The sequence below is a fragment of the Rhodococcus spelaei genome (assembly GCF_006704125.1).
Classification (GTDB): Bacteria; Actinomycetota; Actinomycetes; order Mycobacteriales; family Mycobacteriaceae; genus Rhodococcus_G; species Rhodococcus_G spelaei.
In genome coordinates this window covers 559,918-573,043 of the sequence record NZ_VIGH01000001.1, presented here as the reverse complement: position 1 = coordinate 573,043, position 13,126 = coordinate 559,918, and the positions used below count along the sequence as shown (strand labels likewise).

At 68.9% G+C, this 13,126-nt stretch carries 14 protein-coding genes and 1 tRNA gene; 7 read left to right on the top strand and 8 right to left on the bottom strand.

Going from position 1 to position 13,126, the window contains the following annotated elements:
• Positions 1–137 precede the first annotated feature (137 nt).
• The 3 genes from FK531_RS02590 to sp36 are packed head-to-tail and all read right to left on the bottom strand — an operon-like array spanning position 138 to position 1,547.
• Positions 138–923, bottom strand: a complete 786-nt coding sequence (locus FK531_RS02590; protein WP_142095049.1) for an MBL fold metallo-hydrolase — start codon at positions 921–923, stop codon at positions 138–140.
• A 4-nt stretch (positions 924–927) separates the two neighbouring features.
• Positions 928–1,386 carry a RidA family protein gene (locus tag FK531_RS02585; protein ID WP_142095048.1) on the bottom strand — a complete coding sequence of 153 codons (459 nt, stop codon included), beginning with the start codon at positions 1,384–1,386 and terminating at the stop codon, positions 928–930.
• The gene (sp36, locus tag FK531_RS02580; protein WP_142095047.1) at positions 1,383–1,547 is read right to left on the bottom strand and encodes a Sp36 family protein; all 165 of its coding nucleotides are present in this window, start codon (positions 1,545–1,547) and stop codon (positions 1,383–1,385) included. Before sp36 ends, FK531_RS02585 begins: the two co-directional genes overlap by 4 nt.
• 54 nt (positions 1,548–1,601) lie before the next feature.
• On the opposite strand from sp36, the gene bagA reads away from it, so the two are divergent.
• Together bagA and bagB are read left to right on the top strand one after the other, a co-directional pair.
• Positions 1,602–2,618, top strand: coding sequence for an ATPase BagA (bagA, locus tag FK531_RS02575; RefSeq protein WP_142095046.1), 1,017 nt, complete (start codon positions 1,602–1,604; stop codon positions 2,616–2,618).
• Positions 2,615–3,727, top strand: coding sequence for an ATPase BagB (bagB, locus tag FK531_RS02570; RefSeq protein ID WP_142095045.1), 1,113 nt, complete (start codon positions 2,615–2,617; stop codon positions 3,725–3,727). The genes bagA and bagB overlap by 4 nt, the downstream gene beginning before the upstream one ends.
• Here the strand turns inward: bagB and FK531_RS02565 are convergent.
• On the bottom strand, positions 3,711–5,009 hold the full coding sequence (locus FK531_RS02565; RefSeq protein ID WP_142095044.1) for an MFS transporter: 1,299 nt from the start codon (positions 5,007–5,009) through the stop codon (positions 3,711–3,713). The genes bagB and FK531_RS02565 overlap by 17 nt on opposite strands.
• Positions 5,006–5,500 (bottom strand): MarR family winged helix-turn-helix transcriptional regulator, encoded by a 495-nt coding sequence (locus tag FK531_RS02560; RefSeq protein WP_181762786.1) that lies wholly within the window; start codon positions 5,498–5,500, stop codon positions 5,006–5,008. The genes FK531_RS02565 and FK531_RS02560 overlap by 4 nt, the downstream gene beginning before the upstream one ends.
• A 97-nt stretch (positions 5,501–5,597) precedes the next feature.
• On the opposite strand from FK531_RS02560, the gene FK531_RS02555 reads away from it, so the two are divergent.
• The gene (locus FK531_RS02555) at positions 5,598–6,041 is read left to right on the top strand and encodes a cupin domain-containing protein (RefSeq protein ID WP_142095043.1); all 444 of its coding nucleotides are present in this window, start codon (positions 5,598–5,600) and stop codon (positions 6,039–6,041) included.
• A gap of 98 nt (positions 6,042–6,139) precedes the next feature.
• Here FK531_RS02555 and FK531_RS02550 read toward each other — a convergent pair whose 3' ends face one another.
• Positions 6,140–6,463: a WhiB family transcriptional regulator gene (locus FK531_RS02550; protein ID WP_142095042.1), complete on the bottom strand. Its 324-nt coding sequence runs from the start codon at positions 6,461–6,463 to the stop codon at positions 6,140–6,142.
• Positions 6,464–6,713: 250 nt separating this feature from the next.
• Between FK531_RS02550 and FK531_RS02545 the strand changes: the two genes are divergently transcribed.
• Entirely contained in the window at positions 6,714–9,071 is a 2,358-nt protein-coding gene (locus tag FK531_RS02545) for a penicillin-binding protein (protein WP_290367593.1), read from the top strand.
• Positions 9,072–9,129: 58 nt separating this feature from the next.
• Here FK531_RS02545 and FK531_RS02540 read toward each other — a convergent pair whose 3' ends face one another.
• Positions 9,130–9,606, bottom strand: a complete 477-nt coding sequence (locus FK531_RS02540) for a GatB/YqeY domain-containing protein (RefSeq protein ID WP_142095041.1) — start codon at positions 9,604–9,606, stop codon at positions 9,130–9,132.
• A 69-nt stretch (positions 9,607–9,675) separates the two neighbouring features.
• Here FK531_RS02540 and FK531_RS02535 point away from each other — a divergent pair, with 69 nt between their 5' ends.
• A complete protein-coding gene (locus FK531_RS02535) occupies positions 9,676–10,638 on the top strand; it encodes a metallophosphoesterase (RefSeq protein ID WP_246097781.1) in 963 nt (320 codons plus the stop codon).
• A gap of 38 nt (positions 10,639–10,676) precedes the next feature.
• Positions 10,677–10,750: transfer RNA gene (locus FK531_RS02530), tRNA-Pro, on the top strand.
• A 293-nt stretch (positions 10,751–11,043) separates the two neighbouring features.
• On the opposite strand, the gene FK531_RS02525 is transcribed toward FK531_RS02530, so the two are convergent.
• Entirely contained in the window at positions 11,044–11,421 is a 378-nt protein-coding gene (locus tag FK531_RS02525; protein ID WP_142095039.1) for a VOC family protein, read from the bottom strand.
• A gap of 367 nt (positions 11,422–11,788) precedes the next feature.
• Here FK531_RS02525 and FK531_RS22200 point away from each other — a divergent pair.
• Positions 11,789–13,126 (top strand): Ig-like domain-containing protein (locus FK531_RS22200; protein WP_246097779.1); only part of this gene is annotated, 1,338 nt, incomplete at its 3' end.

Genomic DNA, 13,126 nt, shown 5'->3' with positions numbered 1-13,126 from the left:
GCAACTCGAGAGATCCGCGGATCCGCCCGTCCCGTGTCCACCGCTCGAGCGGCACCTCCCGCGACCAGTGCATATCCGCCCGCAGGCAGCGGACATGCACAATTTTGTCCGATCCCGCTCACCGGGATCGGACAGGGTCATCGCCGCAGGTAGGCCAACTGCACCCGCACCGACTGCTCGGCGACCGGCCACAACTTCCGGTCGACGTCCGAGTACACGTGCTCGACCACCTGCGCCGCGGTGGCGTCGTGGCCGAGCGCCTCGAGGGCGGCCCGCACCTGGTCGAGCCGTTCCTCCCGGTGCGCGAGGTACTCCTGCGCGACCGCCTGCAGGTCGGGCAGGTCGGGTCCGTGCCCGGGCAGCACGGTCCGTCCGGCGCCGAGGTCGATCAACGAACGCAGCGAGGACAGGTAGTCGCCGAGGTCGCCGTCGGTGGAGTCGAGCACCGTGGTGCCGCGACCGAGGATGGTGTCGCCGGTGAGCACCGATCCCTCCCCCTCGATCACGAACGACGTCGAGTCCTTGGTGTGGCCGGGGGTCCGCAGCACCCGGATCGCGAGACCGACCTCCTCGATCAGCTCGCCGTCGGGCAGGCCGGCATCGGTGTGCCGACGGAACTCCGGGAGCACGGCCCTCACCGGCGACCCGGTCAGCCCGACGAACCGGTCGATGCCCTCGGTGTGGTCGCGGTGCCGGTGAGTGATCAGCGTCAGCGCGACCGGCCCGACCTTCGCGATCCGCAGCAGGTGGTCCTCGTCGGCCTCGCCGGGATCGACGACCACGATCTCCTCACGGCCCGGGGCGCGCAGGATCCAGGTGTTGGTGCCGTCGAGGGTCATCATGCCGGGGTTGTTCTCGAGCATCACGGCCGCGATCGGGGTGACCTGTCGCAACTGCGCGTACGCGGGGTGGGCGATGGTCATGGCGTCAGCGGACCTCCGCGATGACTTCCACCTCGACGGGCGCGCCGAGCGGCAGCTCCGCCACTCCGACCGCGGACCGGGCATGCACCCCGGCGTCGCCGAAGACCTCGCCGATCAACTGGGAAGCACCGTTGACCACGCCCGGCTGGCCGGTGAACCCGTCCGCGGACGCGACGAAGCCGACGACCTTGACGATGCGGACCACCGAGTCGAGACCGACGAGGGCGTCGATCGCGGCCAGCGCGTTGAGCGCGCAGGTGCGGGCGGCGAGGTTCGCGGACTCCGCGTCCACCGCGCCGCCGACCTTTCCGGTCAGCTGCAGCTCGCCGTCGACGAAGGGCAGCTGGCCGGACGTGTAGACGAGGTTCCCCGTCTGCACGGCAGGCACGTAGGCGGCCACCGGGGCGGCCACCGGGGGCAGCTCGATGCGCAGCTCGGCGAGCCGCGCCTTCCAGTCGGTCATGCCTTCGGACGCTTGAGGTAGGCGACGTGCTGCTCACCGGTCGGACCGGCGAGGACCGACACCAGCTCCCAGCCGTCCGCACCCCACTGGTCGAGGATCTGCTTGGTCGCGTGGGTCAGCAGCGGAACGGTGGCGTATTCCCAGGTAGTCAATTCACTCATGCCGGTGAGCCTAGTCGGCGGACGGTTCTTCACCGCGACTTATAGGCTCGGGGGGTGGCAGCACCTGCGAACACACCCGTATACGAGTGGCCCGCCAAGGCGGACAAGGCCCGGTTGCACTTCGTCTCCGGCAAGGGAGGCACCGGAAAGTCCACGGTCGCAGCGGCTTTGGCGCTGGCACTGGCCGCGGGCGGTCGACGCGTGCTGCTCGTCGAGGTGGAGGGGCGGCAGGGCATAGCCCAGCTGTTCGACGTGCCACCGCTGCCACACGCCGAAACCAAGATCGCGACCGCCGACGGCGGCGGTGAGGTGTTCGCGCTGGCCCTGGACATCGAGACGGCCTTCCTCGAGTACCTCGACATGTTCTACAACCTCGGGTTCGCGGGCCGCGCGATGCGCCGGATCGGGGCGATCGAGTTCGCGACCACCCTGGCACCGGGACTCCGCGACGTGCTGGTCACCGGCAAGATCAAGGAATGCGTGGTGCGCACCGACAAGTCGGGGGTCCCGGTCTACGACGAGGTGGTGGTGGATTCGCCGCCGACCGGACGGATCGGTAGCTTCCTCGACGTGACGAAGGCGATGGCCGACCTGGCCAAGGGGGGTCCGGTGCACTCACAGTCGGAGGGCGTCGTGCGACTTCTGCACTCCGACGAGACGATGGTGCACCTGGTGACGCTGCTCGAGGCGCTGCCCGTGCAGGAGACCGCGGACGCGGTGGAGGAACTCGAAGCCGCGGACCTGCGTCTCGGCACGGTGATCGTCAACCGCAGCGGAACGCCGTACCTGCCACCGGAGATGATGGCGGAGGCCGCGGCCGGGCACATCGACGCCGCGGCAGTCCGGGCCGGCCTGGACGCGGCGGGCGTCACGCTCTCCGACGAGGACTTCGCCGGACTGCTCACCGAGACCATCGAGAACGCCTCGACCCTGAAAGCCCAGGACGACAGTGCAATCGAGCTCGACAAGCTGGACGTCGCGCGACTGCACCTGCCCGCACTGACCGACGGCGTCGACCTCGGCGGACTGTACGAACTGGCCGAGCAGCTCGCCGAGCAGGGCGTCCGGTGACCGCCGCCCTCGATGTCGACGGGATCCTCACCGACCCGAAGTCGCGAATCGTGGTGTGCTGCGGGGCGGGCGGCGTCGGCAAGACCACGACCGCCGCGTCGATGGCGCTGCGGGCCGCGGAGGAGGGCCGCCGCGTCGTCGTGCTCACCATCGACCCGGCCCGCAGGCTGGCGCAGGCGCTGGGGGTCCGCGAGCTCGACAACACTCCGCAGCCGGTGCAGCTCGGCCCGGGCGCGACCGGCGAACTGCACGCGATGATGCTGAATATGCGACGCACCTTCGACGACATGGTGCTCGAGCACTCGTCGCCGGAGAAGGCTGAGCAGATCCTGGCGAACCCCTTCTACCAAACCGTCGCGACCTCGTTCTCCGGCACGCAGGAGTACATGGCGATGGAGAAGCTGGGTCAGCTCGCCGCCAGCGACGAGTGGGACCTGGTGATCGTCGACACGCCGCCGTCCCGCAACGCGCTGGACTTCCTGGACGCCCCGCAGCGACTCGGCGCGTTCCTCGACGGCCGGATGATCCGGATGCTCTCGGCGCCCGGTCGCGGGATCGGACGCCTCGTCACCGGCGCGATGGGATTGGCACTCAAGGCGGTCAACACCATTGTCGGCAGCAAGATGCTCTCCGACGCGTCGGCTTTCGTGCAGTCCTTCGAGTCGATGTTCGGCGGTTTCCGGGAGCGGGCTGCCCGCACCTACGAGCTGCTGCGTGCCGAGGGCACCCACTTCATGGTGGTCGCCACGGCCGAGCCGGACGCCCTCCGGGAGGCCTCGTTCTTCGTCGAGCGACTGTCCACCGAGGGCATGCCGCTGTCGGGGCTGGTGCTCAACCGCACCCACCCGAGGTTGAGCGCGCTGCCTCCGGACCATGCGGTGGCCGCCGCCGACCTGCTCAGAGACCGCGGCGAGCATCCACTGGCCGCGGCAGTGCTGCGGATTCACGCCGAGCGAGCCCGGACGGCGCAGCGGGAGCTGCGGCTGTTGGGGCGGTTCACCGGCGCACATCCGCGGGTGCCGGTGGTCGGGGTGCCGTCGCTGCCGTTCGAGGTCTCCGACCTCGAGGCGCTGCGGGCGGTCGCCGATCAGCTCACAGGTCGGGCGTAACCGGCCGTTCGACGCTGCCCGGCACGGGGTCGACCGCCATCTGCACGGGCTCGTCGACGGGCGCCGGACGTCGGGCCTGGCGCAGGACCATCGCCCCGAGCCCGGCCGCGACCAGGCAGGCGGCGGCCCCCATGAGCAGCCCGACCCGACCGCCGAACTGCTGTGACACCGCACCTGCGATGGGTCCGCCGATCGGCGTGGACCCGAGGAACGCCACCGACCACAGCGCCATCACGCGGCCGCGCATGCCGGGTTCGGCCTCGAGTTGCAGGGTGCTGTTGCCGGTGGACAGGAAACTGACGCTGGCGGCGCCGACCAGCACCAGCGCGACGAGTTCGAGCCACAATGTCGGGGCCAGCGCGGCCGCCGCGATCACCACGCCGAAGATGGTCGACGAGACGACCAACGCCGGTACACCGGTGCGCCCGCGAGCTGCGACGTACAGCCCGCCCACCACGGCGCCCGCCCCCATGGCCGCGGTCATGAAGCCGTACACCTGCGCGTCGGCATCGAAGGTGCTGCGCGCGACGACCGGCAGGACCACCTGGAACTCGTAGGCCAGGCAGCCGACCAGCGCCATCATCAGCAGCGGCACGAGCAGGGTCGGGGTCCGGCGGACGTAGCGGAGGCCCTCACGAAGCTGGCCCGGACTGCGGACCGCGGGCGGCGAGGGTTGCAGTGCCGAGCCGTCGAGTTTGATCAGGGACGCGACCACGGCCACGAAGCTGACCGCATTGAGGAGGAAGCAGATCCCGAGTCCACCGGTGGCGATGACGATGCCCGCGACTGCGGGACCGATCGCTCGCGCCGCGTTGACCAGCACCGAGTTGAGGCTGACGGCATTGTGCAGGTGCTCGGGACCGACCATCTCGAGGACGAAAGCCTGGCGGGCGGGATTCTCGAAACAGTTGTTGAGCCCGAGCAGGAACGCGAGGACGTACACCTGCCACAACGCCACCGTGTCGGTCACCGTCAGCAGACCCAGGACCAGCGCGAGCACACCCATCATGGACTGCAGCGCGATCATCAGCCGCCGTTTGTCCACCCGGTCCGCGACCACTCCCCCGTACGGGCCGAGCAGCAGCACCGGCAACGTCTGCAGCGCGACCACCAGCCCGAGTGCGGTGCCGGACCCGGTCAGCTGAAGCACCAGCCAGGACTGTGCGACCGTCTGCATCCACGTGCCGATCATCGACACGGCCTGTCCGGAGAAGTAGAGCCGGTAGTTCGGAACGGTCAGGGAGGAGAACGTCGCGCGGCGGGCGCCGGCCAGAGTGCTCACGTCCGCACCCGCCGGGTGCCCGCGACGCCCGGGTCCGGGGTGGTCGCCCGGTCGGGCGCGAACATCTGCTCGGCGAGCGCTTCGACCGCGGGCAGCGCGACCAGCAACGATTCCGCCTGGACGTCCGGGAGTCGGGCCAGTGCATCGGCGAACAGCTCGGTCCGCTCGCGGCGCAGTCGCCGGTGCAGACCCTCGCCCGCGGCGGTGACCTGCACCAGAACGGCCCGGCGGTCGCCGGGGTCGGCGGAGCGTGCGAGCAGTCCGTCGGCCTCGAGCTTGCCGATGACGCGGGAGAGCATGGTCGGGTTCAGGCCCTCTACCTCGGCGATGGCCCCGGCCCCGAGCGGGCCGAGGCGGGCGACCGTGCCGAGCACCGACAGTTGAGTGCGGGTGAGTCCGCCTCCGGACACCTGCCGGTCGACCAGTCGGGAGATCCGGGCGAGCGCGATCCTCAGCCTGGTGACGTCGTCTTCCGACGGAGTTCCCGTCATGTGCCCTCCCAAGTTAATTGCCTATCGGCAAGCATATAACTCGGATGAGAACGCAGACCTCGTGACAGTGACGGCCGACGCTGCGATGATCGCTGACATGGCCGAATTGCCCGACTGGGCGCGATCGCTGGACCTGACCCCACACCCGGAGGGCGGCTGGTACCGCGAGACCTGGCGCAGCGGCGTCACCGTCCCCGCAACCGCCCTGCCCGATCACCCGGGTGCGCGGTCGGCGGGGACCGCCATCCTGTTCCTGCTGCTGCCGGGTCAGCAGTCCGCGTGGCACACCGTGCGCAGCGAGGAACTCTGGCTCTGGCACCGAGGCGGCCCACTGCAACTGGACCTCGGCGGCGACGGCGACCAACCCGGCCCCGCGACCGAACGACTGCTCGGCGCGGACCTGCTCGGCGGCCAGACCCCGCAGCTGGTGGTCCCGGCGCGGCACTGGCAGCGGGCCCGACCGACCCGGGATGAACCCACGCTGGTCAGTTGCGTCGTGGTGCCGGGGTTCGACTTCGCAGACTTCCGACTCGAATGCTGAGGCCCGCCCCAGCGGGACGCCGGCATGGTCGAATTCCGCCCCGGACAGCACGTTGGCCGGGATCCATCGATCCCGGCCAACGGCGAAAGTTCATCCGTTCAGATGACAGCGGCCTGGTGTCGCTGCGCCTCGAAGAAGTCCGCCCAGGACTCGACTTCGGGGTGCTGCTTGAGCAGAGCGCGGCGCTGACGCTCGGTCATTCCGCCCCACACGCCGAACTCGACCCGGTTGTCGAGAGCGTCGGCACCACACTGCATCAGTACGGGGCAGTGCCGGCAGATCGTGGCAGCCTTGCGCTGAGCCGCGCCTCGAACGAACAACTGATCGGGATCGACCGCTCGGCATCGCGCCTGCGTAACCCATGCAATACGAGCCTCGGCTTCTTCAACATCCAACCGGTGGCCCGGGGTTGTCACGGTCATCTTCTGCCCCTCCTGCAGTACGAGCGTCGCCCTCGCTGACGCCCTGGAAGTGCCCGCTCCCCGCTACCATGAGCGAGTTACGCCACATTCCTGAACTAGTGTTATCTGAATCACACTGAGTCACAATTTAGGCAATGTATAACGCTCTGCGCAAGTGCCCGCGGCATTTTTTTGGTACGGACGTGCCTCCAGGACAGACGGGCTGGTCACGCGCACGTGAACACAGCGCGCGGCCACGTACGCTGTCTGAGTGCCGATCGCAAAGACAGTCGCGAAGCTCGCCGGATGCACCGCCTTGGCCGGGGCACTCCTGGCGGGAGTGATGTTCCCGTTGGCCGGCGGGTTCGGGATCGCGTCGAACCGGGCCGCCGACACCGTCGACAACGTCTCAGCCGAACTGGTCGAGGGTGAGGTGCCGGCCGTGTCGACGATGGTCGACGCCGCGGGAAACCCCATCGCCTGGCTGTACGAGCAGCGCCGGTTCGAGGTGCCCAGCGACAAGATCTCGAACGACATGAAGCTGGCCATCGTGTCCGTCGAGGACCGGCGCTTCGCCGACCACACCGGCGTCGACTGGCAGGGCACGCTGCGCGCGTTCCTCACCAACACCACCAGCGGCCAGGTCCAGCAGGGCGCGTCGACGATCGACCAGCAGTACGTGAAGAACTACCAGCTGCTGGTGGTCGCGAAGACCGACGCCGAGCGTCGCGCCGCCATCGAGACCACGCCGGCCCGCAAGATCCGTGAGATCCGGATGGCGCTGACGCTGGACAAGAAGCTGACCAAGGACGAGATCCTCACCCGCTACCTGAACCTGGTGCCGTTCGGCAATGCGTCCTTCGGGATCCAGGACGCGGCCCAGACCTACTTCGGGGTCGATGCGAAGGACCTCCAGCTCACCCAGGCCGCGATGCTCGCGGGCATGGTGCAGTCCAGCTCGGCACTGAACCCCTACACCAACCCGTCGGGTGTCCTGGAGCGCCGGAACACCGTGCTCGACACCATGATCGCGAACATCCCGGACCGGGCCGACGAGATCCGCGCAGCCAAGTCCGAACCGCTCGGCGTCCTGCCCGAGCCCAAGAGCCTGCCCCGCGGCTGCATCGCGGCGGGCGACCGCGGCTTCTTCTGCGACTACGCGTTGCAGTACCTGGCCAACGCGGGCATCAGTCGCGAGCAGGTCGAGAAGGGCGGCCTGCTGATCAAGACCACCCTCGACCCCACCGTCCAGGCCTCGGCACACAATGCGCTGACCGGCACTGCCAGCCCGACCACCGAGGGCGTCGCCGAGGTGATGAACGTCGTTCAGCCCGGTCAGGACCAGCACCGCATCCTCGCCATGAGCAGCAGCCGCAACTACGGCCTCAACGGCGCGATCAACGAGACCGTGCAGCCGCAGCCGTACTCACTGGTCGGCACCGGCGCCGGGTCCGTGTTCAAGATCTTCACCACCGCCGCGGCGATGGAGAAGGGCCTCGGCACCAGCGCTGTCCTGCAGGTTCCGGGCCGGGTCGAGGTCAAGGGCATGGGTTACGGCGGCGCCAAGGGCTGCCCCGCGACCATGTACTGCGTCGAGAACGCGGGCAAGTACCCCGCATCACTGTCGGTGACCGACGCGTTGGCACAGTCGCCGAACACCGCGTTCGTCAAGCTGATCGAGCAGGTCGGCGTCACCCCGACGGTCGACATGGCGGTGCGCCTGGGCATGCGGTCGTACGCGCAGCCCGGAACGTCCGGCCAGGGCGACGGCCAGTCGATGGCGGACATGCAGAAGCAGCAGAACCTCGGCTCGTTCACGCTCGGACCGACCTGGATCAACCCGCTGGAACTGTCGAACGTGGCGGCCACCCTGTCCTCGCACGGCAAGTGGTGCCCGCCGACGCCGATCGATTCGATCGTCGACCGCAACGGCAAGCCGGTGTCGATCACCCAGCAGGCCTGCGAGCAGGTCGTCGACCCGGGCCTGGCCGACACCCTGGCGAATGCCCTGAGCAAGGACGACCAGGGCGGCGGCACGTCGGCAGGGGCGGCCGGGGCGGCGGGGTGGAAGCTCCCGGTGTCCGGCAAGACAGGTACCACCGAGTCGCACATGTCCTCGGCGTTCCTCGGCTTCACCAACAACCTCGCGGGCGCGGTGTACGTCTACGCCGACTCGCCGAACCCGCGGGAGATCTGCACCTCGCCGCTGCGTCAGTGCTCCGAGGGCAACGTCTACGGCGGTAACGAACCCGCCAAGGCGTGGTACACCGCGATGAACCCGATCGTGAACAACTTCGGGCCGACGGCACTCCCGCCGATCGACCCCAAGTACCAGCGCGGCTCGCAGAACGCCCAGCTGCCCAACGTCACCGGCATGGACCAGTCCCAGGCGACCAGTGCACTGAAGGCTGCGGGCTTCGGCGTCAACGCGGTGACCATGTCCGGCGACGGCGCCAAGGGTTCGGTGCTCAGCACGTCGCCGTCGGGCTCGGCCGTGCCGGGTTCGTCGATCACGCTGTACGTCAGCGACGGCTCGGTCCGGGCGGCACCCGCACCCGCACCGGCCGCCCCGGCGCCGGCTCCCCAGCCGATTCCGGGACTGCCCCCGCTCCCGCCGCTGCCGCGATAGCGCGCCTACGGCGCCTGTGAGTGGCGTTCACCCCAGCTGGGGTGAACGCCACTCACAGTTACAGACGATCCTTGACTGCCTTCGAGATCCGCGATCCGTCGGCCTTGCCGCCGACGAGCGCGGTCGCGACCTTCATGACCTGGCCCATCTGCCGCATCGCGGGGCGCTCACCGATCTCCTCGGCGACCTGGGCGATGGCGGTGTCCACGGCATCGACCAGTTCCGCGTCGGTGAGCGGGGTGGGCAGGTACTCGTCGATGATCTGGGCCTCGGCGCGTTCGGTCGCCGCCAGCTCGCCCCGACCGGCCTCGGTGTAGATCTCGGCGGACTCGCCGCGCTTCTTGGACTCCTTGGCGAGCACCTTGAGGACCTCCTCGTCGGTGAGCTCACGGGCCTCCTTGCCGGAGACCTCCTCGGTCTGGACGGCGGCCAGCAGCATCCGCAGCGTCTTGAGTCGCAGCGGATCCTTGGCCTTCATCGCGGCCGTCATGTCGGCTCGGAGGGTGGACTTCAGGGTGGGTGTGGAGTCGGACATGGTGCCGAACGCTACGCGCCTGCCCCGGCGACGCGCATATCGTTTGCGGGCGCTGCGTATCCTGAAATGGTGTTTGACAACCCACGCAATGCCCTCCGCGGAACCGCGGCCGGACTGGCCGGTGCCGCGGCGCTCGGCGTCGGCTACGCCTCGCTGATCGAGCGCAACGCCTTCACCCTGCGCGAGGCGACGATGCCGGTGCTCGAGCCGGGGTCGTCCTCACTGCGGGTGCTACACATCAGCGACTTGCACATGATGCCGGGACAGAAGCTCAAGCAGAACTGGCTGCGCGAACTGGACCGCCTCGAACCCGACCTCGTCGTGAACACCGGCGACAACCTGTCCCACCAGCGTGCGGTCCCCGCCGTCGTGCAGTCCCTCGGCGGGCTGCTGGCCAGGCCCGGCCTGTTCGTGTTCGGCAGCAACGACTACTTCGCGCCGAAGCCGAAGAACCCGCTCAAGTACTTCAAGAAGGAGCACAAGCGCACCCACGGCGAGCCGCTGCCGTGGCAGGACCTGCGTGCGGCGTTCAGCGAACGCGGCTGGCTGGATGTCACGCACACCCGACGCGAGCTCGAGGTCGCCGGGATCCGGATCGCGACGGCCGGCGTGGACGACCCGCACCTCAAGCGCGACCGCTACGACACCATCGCCGGCACGCCGAACCCGATGGCCAACCTCAAGCTGGGCATCACCCACTCCCCCGAGCCGCGGGTGCTGGACCGCTTCGCCGAGGACGGGTACGACCTGGTGCTCGCCGGCCACACGCACGGCGGCCAGCTGTGCCTGCCGTTCTACGGCGCACTCGTGACGAACTGCCAACTGGACCGCTCCCGGGTGAAGGGCCCGTCGAAGTGGGGCGCCCACACCCGTCTGCACGTCTCGGCGGGGATCGGCACGTCGCCGTACGCTCCGGCCCGGTTCTGCTGCCGGCCCGAGGCGACCCTGCTGACACTGGTCGCGGCACCCGATCGGGGCCCCAAAGAGGGCCATCGACCAGGCGTTTCGCGTTCTTCGGCAGTCGTGCGCTAAACTTCGCTGGCTGCCGAAAACGGGCAGCGAGCAAGGCACGGGGTGTGGCGCAGCTTGGTAGCGCGCTTCGTTCGGGACGAAGAGGTCGTGGGTTCAAATCCCGCCACCCCGACAGTGTTTGCAGAGGCTCTCTCCGCTCAGGCGGAGGGAGCCTCTTCTCGTTTCGCGCCTGGGATGGCGTCGGGGGTGTTTGCGCACGGCGGCGGCAGCAGTCGCCACAGCCCCCGTAATCGACATGTCGCCGCCGGCCTGCGGCAGGCCGGGTTCGCGGCGCGAGTCACCTCTTCGAGGGGCCCGGCGCGCTGGACGCGGTCATCGACCTCGCGGTCGCCTCGCTGCAGCAGTCGCTCCCCAACCGAGCGGCGCCCACCTGAGCTGCAACTCGGCGAGCGCGGACTGCGTTGCTCAGTCCTGGTGCAGCTGAACGAGATTGCCACAGGTGTCGTCGAAGACCGCGGACGTGCCCGAGGGGTCGGCGGTGGGCGGGCCGGTGAACCGGACCCCGAGGCCGCTCAGCCGCTCGTAGTCGGCCTGCACATTCGGGCTGCCGAAGACGATGGCCGGGAGGCCCTGCGCGTAGACGCCGGCGCGGTACGCCTCGGCGACCGGGTTGTCGCTCGGCTCGAGCAGCAGTCCCACGCCGTCCGGGTCCTGCGGGGACTTGACGATGAAGAGGTGATGTTCCGGCATCGCGAGCAGCTCCTCGAAGCCGAGGATCTCGGTGTAGAAACCGAAGGCGGCCGCGGGATCGACGACGTGGACCGAACACATCTTGATTCGCATGTCCCGAGGCTAGCGGCCGGCAGCTGTGCCGTCCGACCCACGACAGTCGGCGGTTGTGGACGCTGGGACAGTCGAGCCCAGTCCGGTTGTCTGCTCCGGAATGTCCCCGAACACGTTACGAAACCGTTGCCTGATTTGACCTGCGCAGAGGACGGACCGCCCGCGAGTCGCACCAGAAGCTACTCGCCGGTACCGAGTTTCCCCTGGTAATAGGCCATTTCGTATAACACTTCGGGGTCCGGTTCAGGATTGAACGAATAATCACAAAACTGCAACGAGTTCTCAAAGTCGATGGCATGGTGTGAGGAATTTCATCCACCCCTCGATGTGCGGCATGGATCACACGTGCCGGGCGCAAGGAGATTCCATGTCCAGTTCCACAGTGCGGCGCGTTGCCGCACCGGTCACCGGTGTGGCGGTGGTCGCCGGCATGATGCTGGTCGGCGCACCGGCCAACGCTGGAACCACCAGCTTCACCAGTTCGTGCCAGGCCAAGTCGATCATTACCGTGGACAAGACCGTCGCCGCCACTATGACGGTGGACGCGCCCGCAACGGTCACCCCGGGCCAGACCTTCACGTACCGCATCCAGCCGAACGCGTCCTCGTACCCGAACTCGGACTCGGGAGCGACGACGACCAACCTGTCGAGGCTCAAGTACGACTACGCGGTTCCCGACAATGCGACATTCGTCAGCGCTGCGGTCGTGGGCACCGGAGTCAACCTCGACAACGTCGCCCCGAACGTCCTGCGCGTGAACGATTCCGGCACCGTGGACAATGCGGCCGGCACGGTCATCCGGCTTTCGGGAAACAACGAGGTGGTGGGCAACAGTCCCACCAGCAGCACCAACAGCGAGGGCGGCATCCGCGCCCCCAAGCTGAAGAAGAACCTCGACGGCACGACCAACTCTGCGGGTGACAGCTGGTTCCAGCTGCCCGCCGTGGACATCACCGTCACGGCCGGCCCCTCGGGTGTGATCACGCCGAAGCTGCGGACCGCCGGAAGCGCCGCCACCTACGGCAACGACCAGAACTTCAGCACTTCCCTGGCCAAAGCCTCAGCCTTCGGTACCCAGTGGGCGCCGACCCGCTGCATCCCGAGTGACAACAAGGGCGCCCTCAACGCCGGCGCCGGCCCCCTCGCGACCATCACCATCAGCGCGCCCGCACTCGCCGACACGACGACCACGCTCAACGCCCCGGCCACCGCATACACGAATGCGAACGTCACGCTGAGCGCGACCGTCGCCCCCGCGGGCGCCACCGGCACCGTCCAGTTCAAGGACGGCGCCAACAACATCGGCGCACCCGCCCCCGTGAACAACGGCAACGCGAGCATCAACTTCGCGTTCCCTGCCACCGGCGCGCACTCCATCACCGCCGTCTACAGCGGTGACGCCGCCAACAAGCCGTCGACGTCGGGCGCCTCGACCGTCACGGTGACCGACCAGGTCATCGTCAAGGACACGACCACCACCCTCAACGTCCCGGCCACCGCCAAGACCGGCACCGCCGTCGACCTCACCGCCACCGTCGCCCCCGCCGGCGCCACCGGCACCGTCCAGTTCAAGGACGGCGCCAACAACATCGGCGCCGCGGCACCGGTCAACAACGGCACCGCCACCCTGAACTACACCTTCACCGCCAACGGCGCCCACGCCATCACCGCCGTCTACAGCGGCGACGCCGGCAACAAGCCGTCC

What these genes read in the sequence shown, in the direction of transcription:
- FK531_RS02590 (WP_142095049.1), bottom strand. Translation starts at nt 923, where the DNA reads ATGACCATCGCCCACCCCGCGTACGCGCAGTTGCGACAGGTCACCCCG.
- FK531_RS02525 (WP_142095039.1), bottom strand. Translation starts at nt 11,421, where the DNA reads ATGCGAATCAAGATGTGTTCGGTCCACGTCGTCGATCCCGCGGCCGCC.
- FK531_RS02555 (WP_142095043.1), top strand. Translation starts at nt 5,598, where the DNA reads ATGGCCGAATTGCCCGACTGGGCGCGATCGCTGGACCTGACCCCACAC.
- FK531_RS02550 (WP_142095042.1), bottom strand. Translation starts at nt 6,463, where the DNA reads ATGACCGTGACAACCCCGGGCCACCGGTTGGATGTTGAAGAAGCCGAG.
- FK531_RS02585 (WP_142095048.1), bottom strand. Translation starts at nt 1,386, where the DNA reads ATGACCGACTGGAAGGCGCGGCTCGCCGAGCTGCGCATCGAGCTGCCC.
- sp36 (WP_142095047.1), bottom strand. Translation starts at nt 1,547, where the DNA reads ATGAGTGAATTGACTACCTGGGAATACGCCACCGTTCCGCTGCTGACC.
- FK531_RS02540 (WP_142095041.1), bottom strand. Translation starts at nt 9,606, where the DNA reads ATGTCCGACTCCACACCCACCCTGAAGTCCACCCTCCGAGCCGACATG.
- FK531_RS02560 (WP_181762786.1), bottom strand. Translation starts at nt 5,500, where the DNA reads ATGACGGGAACTCCGTCGGAAGACGACGTCACCAGGCTGAGGATCGCG.